Below are 17,929 nucleotides of genomic sequence, written 5' to 3'. Positions count from 1 at the left end.
CATGATAGCCACGGCGCCAGGCCATCACGCCATCGAAAACGCCCTTGGCGTTGCATTCGACACGCTCGCTCAGGCCGCGCGCATGAGCTCGCCCACCCCCAGCATGAAGTGCAGGTTGGCCAGCACCATGACGGGCAGCAGCGCCAGCGTGATGCGCCGGTGATGCACCATGACGGGCACCAGCATGAGCGTCAATGGTGCGAGCCAGTGCAGGCTGTAGAGCAGCATCTCGTAGCCGAAGAAACCGTGGAGCAAGGCATGGAAAGCCAGCATGGCGCCCAGCAGCCAGGGCAGTTCGCCCCACCCCATGCGCGGCATCCGCCTGCGTACCGAAAGCGCGAGCACCAGCGCCAGCACCAGGATGGCGGCGATCAGCGGCCAGTCGCGGGCACCGCGCGCCACGCTGATCTTGCCCTCCCAGTAGAACGGCAGCACCACCACGTAGGTGGAGAAGCCGGCGCACAGCAGGTTGATCATGTTGGCGACATAACGGTAGACCGAGGACGAGGCATGCTGCCCCACCCAGCGCGCACCGCCCTCCACACCGGCTTGCACCCCCAGCAGTTGCAACAGGCCCGCGTATACGGACAGCACCAGCAGCAAGGCCGTCGCACCATAGAGCGCGCTGCGCCACAGGGCGGCGGGCCAGGAGCGCTGCTCCACGCAGCGCAGGAAGAACAGGTAGGCGATGCCGGCCACCGCCACGTTGGTGATCGTCACGCCCGCCAGGGCCACGGCCAGCAGGAACCACACGCCGTGGTGCCCTCGCCCCGCCTGCCGGCACACCACGTACCAGTGGAGCAGCACCGCGATCAGCAGCCCGGAGAACGCGTAGCTCTCCACCACCACGGCGAACAGCAGGCTGGAGAAGCTCAGCGCGAACACCGCCGTGGCCAGCAGCGCATCGCGCGGCGCCAGATGCAGGCGCGACAGCGTGCGGTGAAACACCGCGATGGACAGGGCAGCGCACGCCGGTGTATAGGCCAATCCCACGTATTCGCGCACGCGCGAAACGGCCTCGGCTCCAGCGCCAGCCAGGCTCGCCAGCCCCCCCACCCACAGTGCCGGCAGGGAAACAAGTTCCAGCAGCGGGTGGGTGGGCGCGTTGCGGCCTCCCCACCAGCCATGGGCGAAAGACGCCAGGTTGGTGTTGGGGTCGGCGTCAAAAAATATGTTGAATACGTCGAAGTAGCCACGGTGGAACCACTGCACCGCCAGCGCATACGCCAGGGTGAAGTAGACCAGGCAGCACGCGGCCACCAGGCGCCGGTGCGCCGCGGGGGCCCCAGGAGGCGCGGACAGCATCATGGGTCGCGCCGGGCTCAGAGAAAACCCGGCACCGGGAAGAAACGAGCAATCAGCATCACCACCACCATGCCGATCACGGTCAGGCGACTGCCCCGGTCCTTCAGCGCGTAGACCACCGGGTCGTCGTGCATCTCACCGCGTGAGGTCTTCACCCACAGGCGCGACAGCCAATAAATGAGGCCCAGCGCGGTGAACCAGAGCAGTTGCGGGCTGAGGTAGCGCCCCTGGGTCTCCGGCGCGCTGATGAACAGCCCGAACACGACCACCGCCGAGAGCGCCGCGCCCACCCCCAGCGGCCAGAGCACCACCAGATCGGTCACCCGGTAGTCGCGCCCCTTGGTGGTGAGCTTGCCAGCCTGCTCCAGGGTTACCAGTTCCGCGCAGCGTTTGACCAGCGCCAGGCTCAGGAAGACAAAGACCGAGAACGCCAGCAGCCAGGAACTGGTGGTTTCCTCGATGGCGATGGCACCCGCGACGATGCGCAGCGTGTAGAGCACCGAGAGCATGATCACATCCATCAGGACGTATTCCTTGAGGACCCAGCTGTAAGCACTGGTAAGAACCAGGTACACCAGCAGGATCAGGAACAGGCCCAGGGACATGGACAGCGCCATGGCAAAAGCGGCCACCAGGAACACCGCCGCCACCGCCAGGCCGTTCTGGATCGGCAGCCGGGCGCTCGCAAAAGGACGCTGGCTTTTCCGGGGATGCGCGCGGTCGCTCTCCAGATCCCAGAGATCATTGACCACATAGGTGGCCGATGCGGTCAGCGAAAAGGCCACGAACGCCACCAGGATATGGACGATATCCGTGGGATCGGAAAAGGAAAAGGCAGTCAACATGGGGACGAACAACAGCAGGTTCTTCATCCATTGGTGCACGCGCAAGGCTTTCAGCCAGACCGCCAATCCGGTTTTTTCGCGAGATATTTCACGCTCCACCGGCACGCTTTTCCGGACATCGGCCGCCACCCCGGCCGACACATTGACCAGCACCGCGGCACGGGCGCCTTTCCAGACCGGAATATCCGCGGAACTGTCTCCCGCGTAAACGAAATCGCCCCCCACCTCTTTCTGAATCGCGGCCAGCTTGGCCGGGCCCTTGAGGTTCGCGCCGCCATCGTCGGAGGCCATGACATGGTCGAACAGGCCCAGGTGCGCAGCCACTCCGTCCGCAATCGAACGGTGTGCAGCCGTTGCCAGGACAATTCGCCGTCCTTTGGCCTTTTCTTCCTTTAAATAGGCCAATAGCGATTCGCGATACGGCAAAACTTCCGCCGAAATACCAACTCGGCTGGCAACCCAGGATTTGAATTCCGAGCGGCCTCTCATCAATTGAAATGGCAGCCTCAGCAAATTCAATGGCGATTGCTTGATCAATTTGATGATCGATTCAACCAGGGTATCGGTCGGCGTCAACGTGCCGTCCAAATCCACCACCAATGGGAAATCGATTGCGCTCATCATGCCTTAATTGAAATATGGGACATTGTCTGATTTGCGGATCTGTCTGGCCCCCCTGAGGATCCCATGGGCTGCGTTGCAGTCCCTGCGTTGGCAAGCCGCCCCGGCCGCTCACCGGGCCCACTCTCTCAGCCCCATCTGACAGGCCTGTGAAAGTGCGAGGTCGGACCCTACCAGAGAAGCCCTGCTGCGGCGCACGAACGCCCGCGAGGCCCGTGCTTTCCGCACAAATATTCAACTCGTAACACTCCCGAACATCTCGGTCACACCGGTCAGAGAGAATACCCCCGGGCGCAGTGGTGCCCAGGGAACATGAAGAGCAGAGGGCCTCCGGCACGGCCCTTGCTGGTGAGACGGGAGGCCGGACGCAGTGTCCGGAACCTCAAACCACTCGAAGGTTTCCGCACTGCAAAATGGCCAGCGCAGTCCACTTCGCAGTCCCTCGTGTTGTGAGAGCTGAACCCGGGAATTGACCCAATCTATTGGCGGACGAGTTTGTATCAATTTGCTACGTCGCTTACAAACTCGCCCTCTCCTTTTTTCAATTCCCTTTCTCCATTGACCGCATGTCGCACTATTGGCCCGCCCCGTCGGGAAAGAAATTTCCGCACAAACGTGCTGGCTACAGTTATTTCCACGATGGGCGAAGAACAGTCAGGGCACCCAAGCCACTGGAATTGCAATGAGCCCGCGAAGCATGCGAAAAAGGCATTCAAAAGAGACCTTCCAGAGTCACTGAACCACCCAGATCTCAACACATTAGCGTTACTTTTAAACCCATGAATTCCAAGACGCACGCCCAGAACGGACTCTCCGTGGATCGCCGGTGGCTCTCAGCCCTCTTCCTGATGACCGCCCTCGCCGGCTGCGGCGGTGGCGGCGGTGGCGACACCGTGCTCGCAGGTACCGACGGCATCGCCGGGACACCAGCGCCCGCACCGGCGCCCGCCCCGGCTCCGTCGACGTCTCCCGCTCCGGCGCCTGCACCAGCTCCTGCGCCGGCCCCTGCACCAGCACCGCGCCCTTCGCGCCCGTCGACTCCCGCCCCTGCACCCGCCCCGGCACCCGCCCCGGCACCCGCCCCGGCACCCGCCCCGGCACCTGCACCCGCTCCGGCGCCTGCACCCGCCCCGGCACCTGCACCCGCTCCGGCACCTGCACCCGCTCCGGCACCTGCCCCCGCTCCGGCACCTGCCCCCGCTCCGGCACCTGCCCCCGCTCCGGCACCTGCTCCCGCCCCGGCACCCGCAGCCGGCACAGGTGGCCTGGCTTGCGACAGCGCCGCCATCACCTGCGTCGAGGTCTCTTCCGGCACGGCCCAGGCGTCGCTGCCCATCACGTTCGGCCAGCCATTCAAGGCCGGACAGCTCGCCGCGTCGCAGGGCCTGGTCGCCCGCGACAGCACGGGCGCCTCGGTGCCCTTGCAGATGGACGAGGTCAATTCGCACGTGGACGGTTCGGTCCGCTTCGCGGTGCTCAGCGCCCAGGTGAGCAACCTGCAGGCCAATCAGGCCCGCCTGGTCAATCTCTACTCCGCGGCCAAGACCACCAGCACGCCCAACGTGCCCGCTTCGCCGGCCTGGAACATGGAGATCGAGGCCAAGATCTACAGCGGCAATACCGTGACCGCCACGCTGGTGGCCCGGCCGCAAGACCTGCTGGTGCAGCAGATCGCGCAGAACAAGGGGCGCCGTCTCGCCGGCAGCGTGGCCACCGAGTACACCGTGGTCGCGCCGCTGCGCAACGCCAGCACCAATGAGGTCCATCCGCACCTCACGGCCCGCCTGCACACCCGCATCTACGAAGGTGGCGCGCGCATCCGCACCGACGTGGTGATGGAGAACAACTGGACCTTCAAGGCCAGCCCCTCCAACATCACCTACGACATGACCATCAAACAGAATGGTCAGACGGTGCACACCCAGCCCAAGTTGACGCACAACCACCACGCACGCTGGCACAAGGTGGTCTGGACCGGCACCGCGCCGCAGTACCGCCTGCGCCACAACATGCCCTACTTCCTGGATACCAAGGTGGCCTGGAACTACAACCTGGGACTGAACGTGCCAAGCTCGGTCCTTGCGGACGAGGCCGCGGCCCTGGCAGCCTCCAACACCAAGCCCATGGGCTCGGCCTTGGTGACGACCTATTTCCCGATGACCGGTGGCCGTCCGGATATTGGGCCGCTGCCGCGCTGGACGGCGCTGTATCTGATCACGCAGGATGATCGGGCCCGCGCCAGCATGATGGCCAATGCCGATGCGGCGGGCGGCGTGCCCATCCACTACAGAGACGAGAACACCGACCAGCCTCTGGACGTGCAGCGATATCCCAACATCACACTCGGCTACCCTGACCGGTCCAACCCCCGTGTGCCCGAGGGTAGCGGCTCGACCGAATGGACGGCCGACCGCGCTCACCAGCCATCGTTCGCCTACATTCCCTACCTGATCACGGGCGATGCCTACTATCTCGATGAGACCTTGTTCTGGGCCAGTTGGAACTTGGCCATCAACGAAGCAGGCACGCGAGGCGGCGCCCTGGGCCTGGTCAACCAGGAACAGATGCGTGGCCAAGCCTGGGCCATGCGCTCATTGAGCGAGGCGGCCTTCATAGTGCCAGATTCACACCCGCAGCGCGCCTTCTACAAGGCCATGCTGGCCAACAACATCAACTGGTACGCGACGCGCACAGCGAGCAGCACGGAAATGTCGCCCCTGGGCGCACTCGGCCTTTTCGACGAACCCGCTGCGACCATTCCCTGGCAGAACGACTTCATGGGCATGATCTTCGCCCGCCTGGCCGAGAACAACGAGCCCAAGGCCCGCGATGTGCTCAACGTGATCAGCAAGTTCAACGTGGGCCGCTTCATGAACGACGCTAACGGCTTCTGTGCGAGCAAAGGCGCGGTGGCTGATATGTTGATCGCCAACCCGAACAACATGCAGTACTTCAGTACCTGGAGTGCGCTGTTCGCGGCCAACTTCTCCAGCATGGTCGGACGCGCCTGCAGCCAGGTGCCGATGAATGAGGAGGCCTACCCCGGCGACCCGCAGGCCTACGCGGCCATCGCACGTGGAACCCTCGCTGCAGCGGCCAACGCCGGTGTGTCCAATGCCGCTGCAGCCTATACCAAGTGGAAGGGCATGACGCCTGCGCTCGACGAGGAGTTCCGCTACGAGCCGCAGTTCGCGATCGTTCCCAAGTAAGGCCACCTCGCCGCGCTCGAACAGCCCCTCCCGTCCTGCGCGAGGGGCTGATTTTTTTTGGGAGGGCCCGCTCAGGAATCGCCGGATCGCAGGACATTCCTGACGTACTGGCGCATCTCCTGCCGCAGGCTGGACTTGCTCCAGTACATGCGCCGTGCAGCCGCCTTCAGCAGCCGCGTTTTCTGGCTCAGCGAAAAAGGCGAACCCGCGATGATCTTCAGGTAGTCGCGGTACAGCGTCCAGGACTGGTAGGCCGCCTTGTCCGGGAACCAGTCGGCATCGGAGGCATGGCCTGTCGAATTGCTGGCATGCAAGCGCTTAAAGGCCAGTCGTTCGGGCAACTCCTGAAACGTGCCGAACAGGGCAAGCCTGCACAGCAGGGCACGGTCGCCTCCATAGTAGGTCGGAAACAGCGGGGTCTGTCTCAGCGCGGAGGAGCGGATCAAACCTTCGCAGGCTGTTACCCAGTGGCCGGCCTGGATGGCAAACGCCATTCGCTCGACCGGATCGGGTGATGGCAGGTGCCACCCCGGATAGTCCACCACCAGTTCACGCTGCTGCTCGTCGATAAATACCGTCTTCGCATAGACGAGCACCGCCTGCGGGTCGGCGTCCAGCACCTCCACACAGCGCTCGATGAGTCTGGCCCCACAGATGTCGTCTGCCGCCGCCCACTTGAAGTACGCGCTGGAAGACAACTGGAATACGCGGTTGAAGTTCCGGTACAAGCCTATGTTGGCTTCGTTGCGGTGGTACCGCACCCTGGCGTCGCGCTCGGCGTATGCGCGGCAGATCTCCGCGGTGCGATCGGTGGAGGCGTTGTCCGAGATGATCAGTTCAAAGTCGTCGAAGGTCTGCGCCAGCAGCGATTCGATGGTCTGCGGCAGGTATTTCTCGCCATTGAAGACGGGCAGACCGATACTGACTCTGCTGCGGTAGTTGGGTTGGGCCATGTCTGGTGTCTCGTCCTGACAGACCGACCGCTTCGTGTGGCGGCCGGCGCGAATGGCTCTTCAGCGTTGCCACACCTTCCAGGGGCAGTCGCCACGGCCTTCCATGCGGTCGTACGTGATCTTGTCCTTGAAGGTGTCCATCTGCTGCCAGAAGCCGTTGTAGCGGTGCACGCGCAGCTTGCGCGCCTGGATCAGGCGCTGGAAAGGCTTCTCCACGAGTTCATCGCCTTCTTCTATGTGGTCGAAAATCTCGCGGCGCATGCAGAAATACCCGGCGTTGATCCAGAAGTCGGCCTCGTGCATGGGGCCGAATGCGGTCACGGTGCCGTTGTCCTCGCCGCTCACGCCATGGAAGGACTGCGCCGAGGACACCCCGAGCATGCTCACGATGGCGTCGCTCTGCTGGAACTCCGCCAGGTGGCGGTCCAGCGGCAGGTCGGTCAGCGCGTCGGCGTAGTTGGCCATGAACATCTCGTCATCGCCCAGGTGCTTGCGTGCCCGCATCAGACGCTGGCCGATGTTGGCATGCAGGCCGGTGTCCACGAAGGTGATGCGCCAGTCGTCGATGTCGCTGGACAGCAGCTCGATCTTCTTGCCTCCTTCGGAGAGCACGAAGTCGTTGGACAGGCATTCGTTGTAGTTCAGGAAGTACTCGCGGATCATGTCGCCCCGGTAGCCCAGGCAGAGAATGAACTCGCGGTGCCCGAAGTGCGCGTAGTAGCGCATCAGGTGCCAGATGATCGGCCGTGTCCCGATGTTGACCAGAGGCTTGGGCACGGTGTCCGAATGCTCGCGCAAGCGCGTTCCCAGCCCACCACAAAACAGCACCACTTTCATTGTTCGACTCCTGGTTCTTCAATCTTCATGCAGTCTGAGCAGCCCCACCTCTTCGAGCGCCTGTGCGGCGTCCGCGACGGTGTCAAAGGCAAGCCCGGAGCGCTGCGCGATCTGCAGCAGGCTGCGCCCGCCGTCCGACTGGTTGAGCACCCACAGCAGCGCGTGCTCGAACTCGCCCGGATGCCCGCCGCCGGTGGGGCGGTAGAGGCCTCGCTTGCCCAGCATGGGCTCGCACTTCGGGTTCAGGTTGAGGTAGCGTCCTTCGCGGTCGGCCGCGCGCAGCAGCGTGGCACAGGCCGCCATGGACTCGGCCAGCGCCTGGCGGTCGATGAGATCGAAGTCGTCGGCCGAGCTGTGGTACTGCGGGTATTCGTTGTTGGGTGTGCGCGTCAGTCGACCTACCGGCAGGTTGAAGCCGGGCGAGCAGAGCTGGCGCTCGTCGTAGCCATAGGGCGAGAACGGAATCAGCCGTGTACCGGGAGCCAGTTGTGGCAGCAGGTGCTCGGCCAGACGGTCGATGCCGGCGTCCTCGCGCCGGCTGCGCTTGTAGGTCAGCGGCCCCCGGTCTCCCAGCAGGCCGATGACCAGGCCATCGCGCACCGCGCCCAGCCGCGCCTCGTTGCGCGCCAGCCAGGTGATGGAGCCGATGGTCCCGGGCGCGAACACGAAGCGGTAGGTCAGGCGCGGCGTGGGGCCCTGGGCCAGTGCGGCGGCCAGCGCGGTGGCCACGGCAATGCCGGTCAGGTTGTCGTTGCACAGGCCGGGGTGGCAGATGTGCGTGAAGACCAGGAACTCCTGTTCGCTGCGGCCCGGTACCACGCATTCGGCGTAGCTGAGATGCCCCGGGGCCAGCGTGCTGTCGATGAAGACCTCGTACTCCCCTTCGGGCAACGCCTGGAGCTGCCGGTGCGGCAGGCAGAAACCCCAGGCCTCGCGGTAGTAGCTGGTGCGGTACGGGATCCAATCCGGGTGGTCCGGCAGGCTGTGCAGGTGCGCGCGCAGTTCGGACAGCGGCATGCGCGCATGCACCGGCGTGCTGTAGCTCATGAGGTGCAGGCTGTGGTCGCGCAGGTCCACCACCTTCTGGCCCGCGGGGTCCTTGATCCAGGCCTCGCGCACATTCCATTCCTGCGGCACGGTCCAGTCGAAGACCGGCAGGCCCGAGGGCACCTCGTGCAACTGCAGCGCGATGCGCTCACCCACAACGGCCAAGGTCTCGCGGACCCCGTCGCCGGTGATGCTGCGGCACACCGGGTACAGGCGCTGCATCAGCGCCCAGGCCTCGTCGGCCCAGCCGACGCAGTCCGCGGCGCTCCGGATGCCCGGAAACAGTTCGTGGCTCATGTCGCTGCGCTCTGCAGCACCCGGCGGTAAGCCGCTGGGTCGAAGTCCGGGCAGTCGCGGTCGCGCGCCAGGATGGTCACGTCTTCGCGGATGGGCCAGTCGATGCCCAGGGCCGGGTCGTCCCAGCGCAGGCCGTAGCCCAGGCCGGGCGCGTACAGGTCCGTCATCTGGTAGGCCACGTCGCTGTCGTCCTCCAGCGTCTGGAAGCCATGCGCCATGAGCGGCGGAATGTAGAGCGCCCGCGCATTCTGCGCCGACAGCTCGACGCCGAAGTGCTGGCCGAAGGTGGCCGAATCCGGACGCAGGTCCACGATCACGTCCAGGATGCGGCCACGCACACAGCGCACCAGCTTGGCCTCGCGCGAAGGCGGCAGTTGCAGGTGCATGCCGCGCACCGTGCCGCGGCGCCGGTTGCGCGAGAAGCTGGCCTGCCGCAACCGGCTGTCCAATCCCTGCGCCGCGAACTCCTGCTCGCACCAGGTGCGGGCGAACAGGCCGCGCTCGTCCTCGTTGGCGTCAATGTCGACAACGAAGGCACCGGCCAGCGGCGCGGGGGTGAATTTCATGCCTTGACCCAGTAGAAGTCGCCGTCGATCTGGCCGGTGGACTGCAGGTACTTGAGCTGCTTGAGCCGGGTAAAGGCGCGGAAGGCATAGGTCTCGGGCGACATCTGGATGCGCTCGAAAACGCCACGCAGTTGCTCGGCGCCGGCGCGCGCATCGAAGCGGCAGGTGAAGCCTGGCAACTGGCTGTGGATGCGGTCGAAGTTGACGCGGTAGCTGCGCGTATCGCCGCTGGGCGGGCCCACGCTGACCTCGCAGCCGGGAAAGGTCTCCGCCACGATGGTGGCGAGCTCGCGGATGCGGTAGTTGTCGGCGTTCTGCCCGACGTTGAACACCTTGCCGCGCACCGCGTCCTCCGGTGCCACCAGCGAGCGGTAGATCGCCTCGCAGATGTCCTCCACGTGCACCACCGGCCGCCAGGGGCTGCCGTCGCTGATCATGGCGATCTTCTTGGTGGTCCAGGCCAGCGCGCACAGGTCGTTGATCACGATGTCGAAGCGCATGCGCGGCGAAGGGCCGTAGGCCGTGGCATTGCGCAGAAACACCGGGCAGAAGTCGTCGCCCGCCATCTTGCCGACGTCGCGCTCGACCAGCACCTTGCACTCGGCGTAGGCGGTCTGCGGGTTGACGGCGGCGGTCTCGTCCAGGAAGTCCCCGGTGCCCGCACCGTAGACGCTGCAGGACGAGGTGTAGACAAAGCGGCGGATGCCGGCCTGGCGCGCTTTCTCGGCCAATGCGACGGACCCTTTGTGGTTGATCTGGTGCGTCACCGCGGGGTTGTTCTGGCCCAGCGGGTCGTTGGAGAGCTCGGCCAGGTGCGCCACGGCATCGCAGCCTTCCAGATCGGACACCTCGATGCTGCGCAGGTCCTTGTTGATGGTCTGCGGGCTCATGCCCATCTGTGCGTCGTTGCTGTAGAGCCAGCCGTCCCGGTAGAACCCCGTGTCCAGCCCCAGCACCTGCAACCCGCGCTGCGCCAGGTACGGCCCAAGCACCGCGCCGATGTACCCATTCACGCCCGTCACGAATACCTTCATCTTTGCCTCATGTGGTTGATGTTGCCCCGGATGGTGCCTCTCAGAGCACCGTCACCTCGGGAATCGGAATCACGAACTTGCCGCCCCATTCGCGGATGTAGGCCGTCTGCTGCATGATCTCGTCCTTCAGGTTCCAGGGCAGCAGCAGCAGGTAGTCGGGCCGCGTCTCGCGGATGGCGTCGGGGTGCAGGATGGGAATGTGCGTGCCCGGCGTGAAACGCCCGTACTTGTGCGGGTTGCGGTCCACCGTGTAGTCCAGGAAATCCTGGCGGATACCGCAGTAGTTCAGCAGGGTGTTGCCTTTGCCTGGTGCGCCATAGCCGGCAATGGTCTTGCCCGCGCGCTTGGCCTCGATCAGGAAGGCCAGCAGCTTGCGCTTGGTCTCACGCACGCGCTCGGCGAAGTCGGCATAGGTCTCCAGCCTGGTGTACCCCTTGGCCCGTTCGCGCTCGCGCAACGCGGTCACACGCTCGCCCACCGGCTTGGAGGCATCGTCGCTGTGGCGGCCGTAGATGCGCAGGGACCCACCGTGCGTGGGCAGTTCTTCCACGTCGAACAGCGTCAGGCCGTGGTGCGCGAAGATGCGCTCCACCGTGGTGAACGACAGGTAGGAGAAGTGTTCGTGGTAGATGGTGTCGAACTGGTTCTGCTCCATCAACTGCTGCAGATGGGGGAACTCCATGGTGATGACGCCAACCGGAGCGAGCAGGATCTTCATGCCACCGACGAAATCGTTGATGTCGGGCACGTGCGCCAACACGTTGTTGCCCAGCAGCAGGCTGGCCTGGCCGTGCTCGCCTGCGATGGCGCGCGCCGTCTCCCGGCCAAAGAAGCAGACCGACGTGGGGATGCCCTTGCCCACCGCGACCTCGGCCACGTTGGCCGCGGGCTCGATGCCTCGGCAGGGCACGCCGGCGCGCACGAAGTGCTGCAGCAGGTAGCCGTCGTTGCTGGCGATCTCCATCACCCGGGACTGGGCACCGAAGCCGAAGCGGCTGATCATCTGCTCGGTGTAGCGGCGTGCATGCTCGACCCAGCTGTCCGAGTACGACGAGAAATAGGCGTAGTCGGAAAAGATGTCCGAGGGCGCCACGTACTCCTCCAGCTGGACCAGGAAGCACTGGTCGCAGACCCAGGCGCACAGCGGATAGAACGGCTCCATGTGGTTGAGCTGGTGCGGCTCGATGTGGGTCTGGCACAGCGGCGACATGCCCAGGTCCACGAAGCGGTGCTTGAGCGGCGCACCACAGAAACGGCAGCAGGCCTGGGTGCTCAGGGCGGTGGCCGCGGCAACGCGGCTGGAGGTGGCGGGGCGTTCAGGGGTAGCGGTCTGGCTCATGGCGGTGGAAGGATCTGGTTCGGACGATGGCGGCGCGACGGGGACTCTTCGGGTCAGGTGGACAACACCAGCTTGCGGGAATAGAAGGCTTCTGCGTAACCACTGGGCGCGTTGCACTCGATGCCACGCAGCCGCATGATAGCGTCGAAGGTTTCCCGGGTGAACCAGGAGCGGCCAAGCTGGGTCTTGAAGGTGCGCATCAGCAGATCGACCTTGCGCTTGCGCGCCGCCTGGCTGATGGGCACGAACACCGAGGGCGACCCGAGCCCTCCGTCGAATTTGGGAATCTCGTACTCCAGAATCAGGTGGTCCCGAAACGTGTTCCAGGTCAGCTCGCCGGTGATGCGGTGGTCCTGGTGCAGGTCGTCGCGGAAATGCGTGAACACCACATCGGGCTGGAAGGCCTTGAGTGTCTCAAAATAGTCCTTGATGGCGGGCTGCTCCGATGGGAAATACGACCCGCGAAAATCCTGGATGCTGACAACTTTGTCACGCACGCCGCGCAGCAGGGCCTGGGCTGCACGGCTGGCTTCCTGCCGGCGCTGCGCCCCCGAACTGAGCACGACCCAATGCACGCTGGCGTCCGGATACCGCCGCAACAACTCGATCACGGTGCCGCCGCAACCGATCTCGATGTCGTCGCAATGCGCCCCAATGAAAAGCAGGCGCGGGGGCCGCGCACCCGTGGCGCCGAGATCTACGGTCAGCATGTTGATGATTCCCTGAACACCCCTGGCATGAGGCCCCTCCGACATCCATTCGAGCCCCGGACCAGGGCCGATGCAAGGTTTCCCGGCATCTGCGCTCGGTAGAATCCCGGCGCGTGTCAAAGTGTAATGTCGTACCTTCGCCGCACAGACGCTTTGTCCACGCCAAAGGCACCGCAAAACGGGCATGGGTGACTTCATTCACACATTCGCGTGGCGCGCAACCACCAGACCCCCGCTTCCTGTATAGCATCGACAGGCTCTCATCCATGTCAGCGCGGGGGCGGTACGAGTGACCGCCCTGCAGGCGGTGACGGCAAACCACACTTCAAGATCGCGGCACACACCCCTGCCCCAGACCATGGCCTCCATCATCGAGAGAATCCGGCGCCGCCTCGTCACCGACTACCAGAAGAAGCGGTACCAGCAAGTGGCCAGCCAGGTGCTGCAGACGCCGCCGTTGCAGCCCGGCAGCAGCCCCTTCATGGCGCTGTCCATGGTGCACCAGCGCGATGTGGTGCCCTACCTGGTGGCCATCAAGTCCTTCTACCGCGTGACGCGGCCGCAGCGCATCGCCATCGTGTGCGACCCCAGCATCGGCGATGCCGAGCGCGCGATCTTCAAGCAACACATCCCCTTCGCCGAACTGCGCCGCGCCGAAGAGTTCCAGCACCCGCGGATCCCCAAGGGCGGCACCTGGGAACGGCTGGCGGCCATCGCCAGCTACTCCCCGGAAACCTATGTGGTGCAGCTCGATGCCGACACCCTCACCGTGGCCGAACTGCCGGAAGTCATGGACGCGGTGACACAGCGTCAAGGTTTCGTGATCGGCGAAATACCGGACCAGCCGCTGCTCACCCTCGCCCAGACCTCGCACAACGCCCGCCAGCGGGTACACCCGCACATCCAGGTGCTGGCCGAGCAGAACATGGCCGATGCCGGCCTGAGCCTGCCGCTCTACACCCGTGGCTGCAGTGGCTTCACGGGTTTCCCATCCAACCCCGCCATGCGCGAGCAGATGTTCGAGTTTTCGGAAAAGATGGCCCGGGTGACCCAGGGCCGCTGGGCTGAATGGGGGACCGAGCAGGTGACCTCCAACTACCTGGTGGCCAACGCGGCCCGCACGCGCGTGCTGCCCTGTCCCAAGTACTCGACGCCCGAGCGCGACTTCGACGCCATCGCGTTCTTCCACTTCATCGGCTACGTGCGATTCGTCAACAGCCTGTACCGCGTCAAGACACAGTACATCCTGCCGCGCCTGCACGAAGCCATCCGATGAGCTGACATGGCCAACCTGCGCGCCTCGCTGTTCATCACCTTCCTCTCGTCCAACGGCGCGACCGCCGTGCAGTTGCTCGTCACCGTGGTACTGGCGCGCCTGCTCAGCCCTGACGAAATCGGCATCTACTCGATGACCGCGGTCATGGTGTCCATGGCCCACATCTTTCGCGACTTCGGCGTCGCCAGCTACCTGCAGCGCGAGAAGGAACTCACACGCGACAGCGTCGGAGCCGCCTTCGGCGTGCTGATCGCCACCTCATGGACGATTGCGCTGGTGATGTTCCTGGTCAGCGGCTGGGTCGCCGAATTCTTCGCCCAACCCGGCATCCGGCAGGTGATGCGCGTGCTGGCCCTGGGCTTCATCTTCATCCCTTTTGGCGCCATCACCAACAGCCTGCTCACGCGCGACTACCGCGCCAAGGAGCAGGCCTATGCCTACGTGGCCGGCACCTCGGCCTACGCCATCACCGCCATCACGCTGGCCTACCACGACTTCGGCTACATGTCGATGGCGTGGGCCAACCTGGCCAACATCCTGGCCACCGCGTTGGCCTTCGTGCCGTTCCGGCCCAAGGTCGCGCCCTGGCTGCCCCGGCTGCGCGGCTGGAAGAAGGTGGTCAACTTCGGCGCCGGTGCGGTGCTGGGCAATGGCCTGAACACGGTGAACAGCGCCATTCCCGACCTGCTGCTGGGCAAACTCAGCGGCCCTTACGACGTGGGCATCATGAGCCGCTCCATCTCCACGCCGAACATGCTCAACCAGTTGCTCGGCCCGACGGTGAACTACGCGGTGCTGCCCTACCTCTCCAAGACCCACCACGCGGGCGAGGATCTCTCCACACCCTTGTCGCGCGCGGTGGCCTACATCACGGTGGTGATGTGGCCCGCGCTGGCCGCGACCTACATCTACGCCGCACCCATCATCCAGTTCCTCTACGGCGACCAATGGCTGGAATGCGTGCCCATCGTGCAGCAGATCTGCCTGATGTTCGCGGCCGTGGCGCCTTTCCTGTTCAACAACGCGGCCTACATGGCCATCGGCCGGCCTTACCTGACCTCGCTGCCCACCGTGCTGGACATCGGCCTCAAGGCCCTGGGCGTGGTGCTGCTGTACGACGGCACGCTGCGCTCCTTCGCCTGGGTGCTGGTGCTCTCCAGCCTGGTGATGTACCCGATACACGTGTTCCTGCTCAAGCGCATCCTTCACTTCCAGCGGCGCACTTTCCTGGCGGCTCAGTCCAAGAGCCTCCTGGTCACGGCAGCGTGCGCGGGCGTTGCCCTGGCCACGCACCACTTCACCGGCCACCTGCATGCCGGCTGGCAGATCCTGGTCATCGCCTTCATCGGGCCCCTGACATGGCTGCTAACGATCTGGCTGGTCAATGCCCCCCTGCGCCATGAACTCGAAATGGCACTCAGGCGAACGCCCCTGCTCTCGCGCCTCATGCGAGGCCACTGAGACAGCCGGATCTGCTAGCGCCTGGCCAGGGTTTTCAATATCTCCACGGCGCGAACACGGTACGAAACCAGTTGGCCAATCAGCGGCCAGGCCATCGCATGCATCTCGCGACGGGGGTAACCCACCCGCAGGCCGTGCAGGGCCCAGCGCAGGAAGCGCTGCCGCGCGATCAGCAGCCGCGCACGGGCCCCGTCGTCGGGTGTTCCATCGAGCTCGCCCACCTTGCCCTGGAGGAGTCGGTCAATCGCCGCGATGCGCGCCATCGCGCCAACATAGTGGTTGGTGGTGGAGCGCGAGAGCGAACCCGGATTGACGCGAGCCATGTACAGCGCGCCCGACACCTTGGCCAGACGGGCCCCCGAAAGCCCCAATGACAGAAAAGGCTGGAAATCCTCGCCATTGCGGTCGGCAGCATAGCCTCCAACCGCTTCCAGCGCGGCCCGGCGCCACAACACCGAGGCCGGGTGGAAGTCGAAATTGCGCGTAAGCAGCCGGTCCGCCAGATCATCCATCCATTCGACCGCATCGTGCTGCGAAGGCAGTCGGTCCAGCCGCCCGGTCAGCTCGGACTCGTCAACGAACTCCACGTGTCCGCACACGACCGCGTCTGGCGTGGGGTCGCCATGGGCAACGCGCAGTTGGCATTCGAGCTTGGCGGGATGCCAGATATCGTCGGCGTCGATGAACGCCAGCCAGGGATGGCCTCCTTGCGCAACCGCGGCGCGGCGCGCCATGCCGATTCCACCGTTCTTCTGTCGCACGATGGTCATACCCGGGAACACGGTCCGGTACGCCTCCAGGATGTCCGCGCTGGCATCGGTACTGCCGTCGTCGACCACGACCAGATCGAACCCCTGCCAGGTCTGTGCCTTCAGGGAGTCCAGGGCCTGGGGCAACGTGGCGGCGGCGTTGTAGACGCACATGGCGACACAGACTTCATGGCTCATGGCGATCTCCAGCGGTGGTTGACCCTCGCCCCCCCGGATTCATGCCGGCGGCTGGCGTGGTGCTGCATTGAGGCGGTACAGCAGGTACAGCGCGATGAATGCCCCCAGCAGGCGGTAGGACTGGAAGACGTTCAGGAGGCTGTCACGGAAATAGTTCAGGAACCCCAGGTTCTGGCTGACCAGGAAGAAGGACACGCCCAGCGCCAGGAGCCACCGCCCATCGCCACCGCGCTCGTCAATGACGGCCGTGAGCATCAACGCATAAATGGGCAGCAGGATGGCGTAGTGGTGTTCCCAGGCGATGGGCGAGGCCATGGAGACCCCCAGCACGACGAAGCCGAGATCGAGCACGTTGGCCTTCTCCTTGCGCCGCAGCAGAAGCGTCGCTCCCAGTATCGCTATGGAGGAGACGAGCGTGGTGGCATAGACCACGGGGTTGAAGGGCGGAAAGGTATGGGCTGACCACTTGAAGTTGCTGCCATTGAACAGCAGACGGTTCATCAACCCGTTGATGGACTGGTTCTGGAAGAAGGCCTCACCACGTTGGCCGATATAGGACAGAACGGCAACGTAGTCGAAGAAATTTTGCAGGCCATAAAGCAGCACGGCCCACAGGGCGAGCAGCGCAAACGTCACCGTACCCGCGATGACGAAAGACCACTCGCGGCGCAACAATCCCCAGACCAGGATGACGGCCCACTGTGGCTTGATAGCGCAGCACAGGCCCAGCAGGACACCGGCAACCACCGGTTTGCCATACATCCACGCCAGCAGCGTCAGCGCCACCAGCAGCGTGATCCAGGTCTGTATCTGACCGAGCATCCAGGCCTTGCTCAGCGGGTAGAAGGTCAAGGTGATCGCCATGATCAACAGCAGGAACCCGATACTGGCACCGCGGCCATGCCCCCACTCAGGCGTGCGATCCGGCAGTGGCCGCAGAGAAAAGAGCAGCCAGCTGACGACGCCCATCAGCAGCACAGAGACCCAGGATGAGGCGTTGAGCAACGGGTACAGTCGCTCGCGCGAAAAACCGCTGATCTGCTGGAAAACGTCCAGCGGCAGCAGGCTGGTCAACGGATACTGGAACTTGACCTGATCTTCGAAGAACAGCTTGCGGTAGAGCTGCATGCCTTCGTGCTGGCGAAGGTACTCGATCGCCATCAGCATGGGCTCCCAGGAGTCGGTCCCGGCCTGCTGGAGCCTGAGGAACGCCAATGCCAGGGCGGGCGTGGACACAGGCTCCCCCAGAGCGAACTGAATGAACCACCCGATGGCCAGGGAGTTGACCAGGAACACCACCAGCAGGATGTTCCTGGGGCTGCGGCACGAGAAACGGTCGATCAGGGCGAGAAGCGCGGCGCGGGACATGGGGTCAGAGTCTCCCTGAGCGGTCGTCGCGATCCCTCGCCCGTTCGCGCCGGTACGCGCGGTAGAGGATGTACACCAGCAGACCGTTGGTGAAGATGATGGCCAGGTTATTGA

General features: G+C 64.7%; 14 protein-coding genes. 3 read left to right on the top strand and 11 right to left on the bottom strand.

Annotated elements, in window-relative coordinates; translation table 11 throughout:
* Positions 1–69: 69 nt before the first annotated feature.
* On the bottom strand, positions 70–1,308 hold the full coding sequence (locus tag KIT53_RS00905; protein ID WP_297746154.1) for a hypothetical protein: 1,239 nt from the start codon (positions 1,306–1,308) through the stop codon (positions 70–72).
* 14 nt (positions 1,309–1,322) lie between these two features.
* Positions 1,323–2,774 carry a UbiA family prenyltransferase gene (locus tag KIT53_RS00900; protein ID WP_297746152.1) on the bottom strand — a complete coding sequence of 484 codons (1,452 nt, stop codon included), beginning with the start codon at positions 2,772–2,774 and terminating at the stop codon, positions 1,323–1,325.
* A gap of 1,283 nt (positions 2,775–4,057) precedes the next feature.
* On the opposite strand from KIT53_RS00900, the gene KIT53_RS00895 reads away from it, so the two are divergent.
* Positions 4,058–5,980 (top strand): hypothetical protein, encoded by a 1,923-nt coding sequence (locus tag KIT53_RS00895; protein WP_366521883.1) that lies wholly within the window; start codon positions 4,058–4,060, stop codon positions 5,978–5,980.
* A 71-nt stretch (positions 5,981–6,051) separates the two neighbouring features.
* On the opposite strand, the gene KIT53_RS00890 is transcribed toward KIT53_RS00895, so the two are convergent.
* From KIT53_RS00890 to KIT53_RS00860, 7 genes are read right to left on the bottom strand one after another with little or no spacing between them, the layout of a single operon-like run.
* Complete coding sequence (locus KIT53_RS00890) at positions 6,052–6,933, bottom strand: glycosyltransferase family A protein (protein WP_297746149.1); 882 nt, start codon at positions 6,931–6,933, stop codon at positions 6,052–6,054.
* Between the two features lie 60 nt (positions 6,934–6,993).
* Positions 6,994–7,770: a sugar phosphate nucleotidyltransferase gene (locus KIT53_RS00885; RefSeq protein WP_297746147.1), complete on the bottom strand. Its 777-nt coding sequence runs from the start codon at positions 7,768–7,770 to the stop codon at positions 6,994–6,996.
* A gap of 18 nt (positions 7,771–7,788) precedes the next feature.
* Positions 7,789–9,114 (bottom strand): DUF4910 domain-containing protein, encoded by a 1,326-nt coding sequence (locus tag KIT53_RS00880; RefSeq protein ID WP_297746145.1) that lies wholly within the window; start codon positions 9,112–9,114, stop codon positions 7,789–7,791.
* A complete protein-coding gene (rfbC, locus tag KIT53_RS00875) occupies positions 9,111–9,680 on the bottom strand; it encodes a dTDP-4-dehydrorhamnose 3,5-epimerase (RefSeq protein WP_297746142.1) in 570 nt (189 codons plus the stop codon). The genes KIT53_RS00880 and rfbC overlap by 4 nt, the downstream gene beginning before the upstream one ends.
* Positions 9,677–10,714, bottom strand: coding sequence for an SDR family oxidoreductase (locus KIT53_RS00870; protein WP_297746139.1), 1,038 nt, complete (start codon positions 10,712–10,714; stop codon positions 9,677–9,679). Before KIT53_RS00870 ends, rfbC begins: the two co-directional genes overlap by 4 nt.
* 40 nt (positions 10,715–10,754) lie before the next feature.
* Complete coding sequence (locus tag KIT53_RS00865) at positions 10,755–12,053, bottom strand: class I SAM-dependent methyltransferase (RefSeq protein WP_297746136.1); 1,299 nt, start codon at positions 12,051–12,053, stop codon at positions 10,755–10,757.
* A 53-nt stretch (positions 12,054–12,106) separates the two neighbouring features.
* Positions 12,107–12,763, bottom strand: a complete 657-nt coding sequence (locus tag KIT53_RS00860; RefSeq protein WP_297746133.1) for a PIG-L deacetylase family protein — start codon at positions 12,761–12,763, stop codon at positions 12,107–12,109.
* Positions 12,764–13,121: 358 nt separating this feature from the next.
* On the opposite strand from KIT53_RS00860, the gene KIT53_RS00855 reads away from it, so the two are divergent.
* Positions 13,122–14,039: a hypothetical protein gene (locus tag KIT53_RS00855; RefSeq protein ID WP_297746130.1), complete on the top strand. Its 918-nt coding sequence runs from the start codon at positions 13,122–13,124 to the stop codon at positions 14,037–14,039.
* A gap of 6 nt (positions 14,040–14,045) precedes the next feature.
* Positions 14,046–15,500, top strand: coding sequence for a lipopolysaccharide biosynthesis protein (locus KIT53_RS00850; protein WP_297746127.1), 1,455 nt, complete (start codon positions 14,046–14,048; stop codon positions 15,498–15,500).
* Positions 15,501–15,514: 14 nt separating this feature from the next.
* Here KIT53_RS00850 and KIT53_RS00845 read toward each other — a convergent pair whose 3' ends face one another.
* Complete coding sequence (locus tag KIT53_RS00845; RefSeq protein WP_297746124.1) at positions 15,515–16,447, bottom strand: glycosyltransferase; 933 nt, start codon at positions 16,445–16,447, stop codon at positions 15,515–15,517.
* A gap of 39 nt (positions 16,448–16,486) precedes the next feature.
* The gene (locus KIT53_RS00840; RefSeq protein WP_297746121.1) at positions 16,487–17,815 is read right to left on the bottom strand and encodes a glycosyltransferase family 87 protein; all 1,329 of its coding nucleotides are present in this window, start codon (positions 17,813–17,815) and stop codon (positions 16,487–16,489) included.
* Positions 17,816–17,929: the final 114 nt, after the last annotated feature.

The organism is Hydrogenophaga sp. (genome assembly GCF_026125785.1).
Classification (GTDB): Bacteria; Pseudomonadota; Gammaproteobacteria; order Burkholderiales; family Burkholderiaceae_C; genus Hydrogenophaga.
The sequence above is the reverse complement of the archived record's forward strand: the minus strand, read 5'-3'. Positions and strand labels throughout refer to the sequence as shown.

Bases quoted from the DNA above. Each gene is read 5' to 3' on its own strand.
- KIT53_RS00905 (WP_297746154.1), bottom strand. From the start codon at position 1,308: ATGATGCTGTCCGCGCCTCCTGGGGCCCCCGCGGCGCACCGGCGCCTG.
- KIT53_RS00900 (WP_297746152.1), bottom strand. From the start codon at position 2,774: ATGATGAGCGCAATCGATTTCCCATTGGTGGTGGATTTGGACGGCACG.
- KIT53_RS00890 (WP_297746149.1), bottom strand. From the start codon at position 6,933: ATGGCCCAACCCAACTACCGCAGCAGAGTCAGTATCGGTCTGCCCGTC.
- KIT53_RS00885 (WP_297746147.1), bottom strand. From the start codon at position 7,770: ATGAAAGTGGTGCTGTTTTGTGGTGGGCTGGGAACGCGCTTGCGCGAG.
- KIT53_RS00880 (WP_297746145.1), bottom strand. From the start codon at position 9,114: ATGAGCCACGAACTGTTTCCGGGCATCCGGAGCGCCGCGGACTGCGTC.
- rfbC (WP_297746142.1), bottom strand. From the start codon at position 9,680: ATGAAATTCACCCCCGCGCCGCTGGCCGGTGCCTTCGTTGTCGACATT.
- KIT53_RS00870 (WP_297746139.1), bottom strand. From the start codon at position 10,714: ATGAAGGTATTCGTGACGGGCGTGAATGGGTACATCGGCGCGGTGCTT.
- KIT53_RS00865 (WP_297746136.1), bottom strand. From the start codon at position 12,053: ATGAGCCAGACCGCTACCCCTGAACGCCCCGCCACCTCCAGCCGCGTT.
- KIT53_RS00860 (WP_297746133.1), bottom strand. From the start codon at position 12,763: ATGCTGACCGTAGATCTCGGCGCCACGGGTGCGCGGCCCCCGCGCCTG.
- KIT53_RS00855 (WP_297746130.1), top strand. From the start codon at position 13,122: ATGGCCTCCATCATCGAGAGAATCCGGCGCCGCCTCGTCACCGACTAC.
- KIT53_RS00850 (WP_297746127.1), top strand. From the start codon at position 14,046: ATGGCCAACCTGCGCGCCTCGCTGTTCATCACCTTCCTCTCGTCCAAC.
- KIT53_RS00845 (WP_297746124.1), bottom strand. From the start codon at position 16,447: ATGAGCCATGAAGTCTGTGTCGCCATGTGCGTCTACAACGCCGCCGCC.
- KIT53_RS00840 (WP_297746121.1), bottom strand. From the start codon at position 17,815: ATGTCCCGCGCCGCGCTTCTCGCCCTGATCGACCGTTTCTCGTGCCGC.